Genomic DNA, 4,685 nt, shown 5'->3' with positions numbered 1-4,685 from the left:
CATTGGTCTGCTGCGGCGGCAATTGGGCTTCAAGATAACGCAGCCGCCCTTCGTCCTGCATCAGCAACGCGGATTGGGCCGGATGCGTTTCCTTGATCTCCTGCGCGTAAGAACCGACCGCGGCGGCGGAGATGGGCAACGCGCCGCCGTCTTTCTGCGGCAGAAGGTCTCGGGAAAAAACTGCTTTCCATAAAGGTGGATGGAAGAGATACGGCGCCGCGGTCTGAATGGCAATAAATGTCGAAGCAAAAATGATCCGGTGGGGGTGTCCGAAGAACAACACGGCAAGACCTATTGATCCAACATACATCAGCATAAGCGTCAAAGCATGTGTATGGGCGCTGCCCATATCGCTTAAAATTCTCCTGAAAGAACGCTGTTCAAAACGGTCCACATTTGTGACGGGGAAGATCATGTCACGCCCCAAGAAATAATTGATCCCTCCATGCAATACGTAAGGAGCCATCCCCATAAAAGAAAAATAGAACGGCAGCTGAAGCTTTTCGCGCTGCCAGAATCGGCTTAGGAACGATCCTTGTTTGCCGGCATGGGTATCCCGAAAAGCCCAAGTCATCACCAAAACCGGGATCAAGTTAAAAAGCGCCGCTGTGATCACAATATTCCTGAAGCCGCCCATATCTACTTCGACGAACATAAGCGACAGGAATGGCGTAATCGAGGTGAGCGCCAATCCTGCCAAAACAAGTTTGAAGAAAAGGAGGTCTGCGGTCTGAAACCAGCGTACATGCGCGGACCCGGCGAATCCACGGATCGCTTTCCCGAATAGTCCCCGCGACCGCCATGCGGACACCGGTTGGAATAACACCTGTCCGGCCCCGAAAGCATAACGGGAAAACTTGGATGCTTCTTCCATAAACGTACGTGCAACCTCCTCTCCGAATTCCATTCCCTGATAAGCAATGTATTTACCATGGTATCCCGCGGCGACCGCTCCCATTGCGAAAACCAGGTCCTCGGAGACGGCTTCCTCATCCCAATATCCCAAAGCGCGCAACGCCTCGGTGCGGACAAACCCGTTATGTCCCATGAACGGCACCATGCTTCCTGCTAAAACTCTAATGGGCATGCTTAAGCCATACAGCATACGGATGAACATCCCGATCATGCGCGCATAAAATGATTCGTCTTCATTGGTCGGCACTGTGGCATGTTGTGTATACGCCAACATTTGATCGGCGACAAATTCCGGTGCCGTCATCGCCATAATGGCGGCCGGCGTCAGACTGTCTTTGTCCAACTGCAATAAAAGTTCCCCGCGTCTCAAATCCCCGCGGACCCACGCCCGGCCGAAGTCCGGGTCCCCTCCTTCAATCCGGTCTACTAATCGATGCATATAGTTAAGATTGCTGGCTTTCGGGAACGCTCCCCGGCGAACGGTTTGCGGCGTTCCATCCGGCTTGGGTCTGGCGACCACGGCAACTTCATGCGTGGCATAATAATCCAGCCGTGCCAGCGCTTCTGTTTCCTCCCTGGTCCTGACAGGGACCGGTTTGGCCCGGGCCGAGGCGGCAAATTCTTCCACATTATTATCAGCAAGGACCATAAGGCCATCGTCACTGACGATGACATTGGCACGTCCGGGGAACCTTGCATTGTAAACATCAACCGCCGCGAGCGCCGCATCAAGATGGGGACGAATGCTGTCAAATGATTCCAAATGGATCGGCATATGCACGCTGATGGCCGGCGCTGTTTGAATTGTCAATTGAGAAAGAAGCGGTGCGTTCGCGTATTGGCGCCCATTAACGCGGATATCCCCCCTAAGCACCGGTAATTGCGTCGCTAATGACCTTGCCAATATAAGCGCATAGTGGACCGGGAACAATGTGAGCACAAAACCGATGCTGCCGGCGGCCAAGGCCAGCAAAAAGTCTCCTCCCACGCCCTGAAATGCCGTCCTAAGCAAGACCGTTAGTGATCCGGCAAGCAGGGCGCTTACAAGAAGCGTCATCACAACCATACGGCGTAATATATTTGAAGGAGGTGTTATGTTCCGAATAATGTGCTGCATGCGTATGGCGGGAGCGCGCGGCTTGACCGGTTCGGTAGCAATTCTTTTGACAAGCGCCATGCGCATGGACCGGACGAACCACATGACCACAGCGGCCACGGCTGTCACTAATGTGGCCAAAATAAAGCTTGGTCCATCATGCATGCTTCCCAAATGCGGCCCGTCGTCGACCTGCTTGCCCGCCGGCGCGGCGGCGGAGATCGGAGCAGGCGCGGATAATGGCAGTGTTGTTACGTGTGGTATACGCCCTCCAATCCAAGCATCTGGATCCTTATCAGCAAATTCCTTGAGAGACCCCTCCTCTATAAAAACATTTTCTGCTCGCTGCCCTAAGATATTATTCGCGGCTTGTGCGCGAATCACGCGCACCCTGCTCTGGCCAGTGATGGAAACTACCATGGTGTCATTTTCCAAATCCAGTTTGTCAAACAACTCACTGCGGGTCTTAACATTCAACGCCTGCCATAAGCTATTGTATGAAAATCCTTGGGCCCATCCCTGCAATTCAAAAACCTTAGGCGCCCGCGCCTGCCATGCTTTGTATTTTGTTTCATACCCCTGCTTCCCGCTGCCATCGAGAATGCTTTCAAACATCAACCCATATTTTTGGATCATCACATCGATAGAAACTTCCTGATGTGCCTTAATAAAGGCCGTTTGCATATTATCAATCCATGTCCTATCTCCTTTACCATCTGAATAGTTGTAATACTGACTTGTCCCTTCCTTAAGGAATCCGCCCAACTGCTTACGGCCTTCGATCCTGAATCTTTCAAGAACTTCAGGGTCCTTGGCATTGATCCTGCGAACAAGGTTTCCAAAATCCCATCCTTTAAATACGTCGATCAGCCAGCCCGTGACCCCATGAATAATGTAAGCCAGAGGACCGCCGGTAGCGGTGGCAATATTTAAATGGCCGTTAAAGGCGGCCCTGTCGTCGCTGGTACCAGAGGCCTCACGGGTGGCGCGCGGCATGCTCCCCCAGATATCCGAGGCGCTGGTTGCCAAACGCATCAATTCAATGCCGGTATCGTTAACAAAGATGAATTTGCCTTTCAAGTCTTCGGCATACATCTGCCGACGGAATTCGTCAACCCAATCACGGCCTCTATCATCCTGACCCACCCCACCGACCAATAGATTGGCCCCTAAACCTTTTTCCATACCCCAAGGGACTTCATAGTCCAAATGTCTATCTCCAACGATCCAGCGTAAAATAGGAAAGAGTATCCCCTGTTCTTTATAGTCCACCATACGGCGCACCAATCCAACCAAGGGCCGGTTGATATCAGTAAAAGAACTTCCGTAATTTCTCTTTAAAAATTCATTTAACTCCTTCTTCATCTGCTGGCCAAATTTATATAGTTCCTCGCCAGTGACACTACCGACTCCAACCTCTGAAACACGCTGGGCTAAAGGAGGAGAATACCATTCCCCGGGGTCTGAACCATTTTGAATGCCAATCGTTTTATCGGCATAGCCTGGCATAATGATCTCTTGAGTAACTCGAGCATGCTCCAGGGATACTGCATTAACTAAGGTAGAAACTTCTCCTAAACCTTTTGCTGTATTGACTTCCCCATTTTCTTGTGTAATAAGTTCACGTGCCCCTTTCCAATTACGAACTAACTCCCTGCCAACAATGGACTCGATCCATCCAATAGGGTCATGCTGTATCGCGGCGGATTCAGGAGTATGCGTTGTTCCAGCGATCTTAGTATCGTTAAAGATGCTTTTGACGTGTCCGCCATTAAAGAAATCGATATCTTTTTTCATAGCAGCGGCCACATAAACTAATTGTGGTTCATTCAGACGCACAATAGCGGGAGCAGCCCCCAAACTCTTCATCAATTCTACGAATGCTCTTCCAAAAAACCCTTGCTGGTAAATGAGATGATCTTTATACGGATAAAGTAGATCAAATATTTCAGGTTGGCGTAATAAAAACACTAAATTACCGTTACGGTTGATCCAATAAACCTCGACCTTGAAATTGCCTTTGTTATAGGCGACGTCCAGCGTCAATATTTGTTTATTGCCTTTTGCACCATAAACAATCACGGGCTTTGCCCCTTTAGATGACTCCTCATCTTCCCTGGGCCAATCAAGATGGGTCCATTCCCCAGTTGTCTTATTGACGTGATTTTCATACAAAGGCATTGCTCCCATACCGGAGAATTTCCACAAAGCATTATGGGCCCCAAAAGTTTCACCTTCTAAAAATCCTAATCCGCCGGCCCCCAAGGCCAACTGGTACTTCCCTTCAAGTTCTAATAAGAATGCCTCCAGCGTTAAATCACAAAACACCGGAAGTCCGGATTGTTTCAGGTTTCTGACAAAGGCGCGCAGCTGCGGATCAGCAAACCGGTCTAAGAGGAGATTCTCTTCACGCAGGGCAGTTTGAACTTGTTCACGGACCATGCGTTCAACCTGCATGGCCAGGATCGCGCGTTCTTCCGCGGCGGGATCGGACAGGGCTGTGCCCGCGGCATTACGCTGGCGGTGCGAGCCCTCATGCTGTTTCACGCGTTCTATAAATCCTTCAATTTCATCGGAAGTGTCGCCGCGGCGGGAAAGATGCGTGCGGATATCATCGTCAGGCATGACATAGGTGGTTTGATCACCAACAGTATACGCAATGACGCGCGGCGGA

Annotated in this window: 2 protein-coding genes; one reads left to right on the top strand and one right to left on the bottom strand. The window is 50.6% G+C overall.

Annotated elements, in window-relative coordinates; genetic code table 11:
* On the bottom strand, nt 1–4,453 hold a 4,453-nt coding region (locus Q7K71_04900), incomplete at its 3' end, for a glycosyltransferase family 2 protein (protein ID MDO8675437.1).
* Between Q7K71_04900 and Q7K71_04895 the strand changes: the two genes are divergently transcribed.
* On the top strand, nt 4,433–4,685 hold a 253-nt coding region (locus tag Q7K71_04895), incomplete at its 3' end, for a hypothetical protein (protein MDO8675436.1). The genes Q7K71_04900 and Q7K71_04895 overlap by 21 nt on opposite strands.

Source organism: Candidatus Omnitrophota bacterium (genome assembly GCA_030650275.1).
In the GTDB taxonomy this organism is placed as follows: domain Bacteria; phylum Omnitrophota; class Gorgyraeia; order Zapsychrales; family Fredricksoniimonadaceae; genus JACPXN01.
Note: the sequence above shows the minus strand (reverse complement) of the source record. Positions and strands in the feature narration are given on the sequence as shown.